The following is a 437-nucleotide window of genomic DNA, read 5'->3' as shown; positions in this document are numbered from 1 at the left end:
CAAATAGTCCGATCCGCCCGTCATCAGGAAACATTCGCGGACTTCCGGATATCTGCGCACGGCCGCTTCGAAACGGTCGAGATGATCTTCGGTCTGCCGTTCCAGGGTAATGTTGATGATGACGGCGATGGTCGCGTCGGAATTTCCCGCGTCCACGAGCGCAGTATAGCCGCGGATGACGCCCGACCGCTCCATTAGCTTGATCCGACGCAGACAGGCAGACGGCGACAAGCCGACTTCAACCGCGAGGCTTGCATTGCTCATACGCGCGTCGAGCCGTAGAAGGCGTAGAATGTTGCGATCGATCGCGTCGAGAGCTGCCATGGTAGATTGTTCGAAAAAATCGTCGTTTCGATCAAAGACCATTGGTCGAAACATCAATCAAGCGTAATTTCTCCGAATTTTATGCGATTCATGGACTTCGCCCGGCTGTGAAC

Annotated in this window: 1 protein-coding gene; it reads right to left on the bottom strand. The window is 54.7% G+C overall.

What is annotated here, in order from left to right; translation table 11 throughout:
* Positions 1–324, bottom strand: a 324-nt coding sequence (locus tag ACFHWW_RS34310; RefSeq protein ID WP_379943847.1) for an Lrp/AsnC family transcriptional regulator, incomplete at its 3' end; no start/stop codon positions are given.
* Positions 325–437: the final 113 nt, after the last annotated feature.

It is taken from the genome of Sinorhizobium sp. P24N7 (assembly GCF_042436655.1).
In the GTDB taxonomy this organism is placed as follows: domain Bacteria; phylum Pseudomonadota; class Alphaproteobacteria; order Rhizobiales; family Rhizobiaceae; genus Sinorhizobium; species Sinorhizobium meliloti_A.
This window is presented reverse-complemented; position numbering and strand designations above follow the sequence as displayed.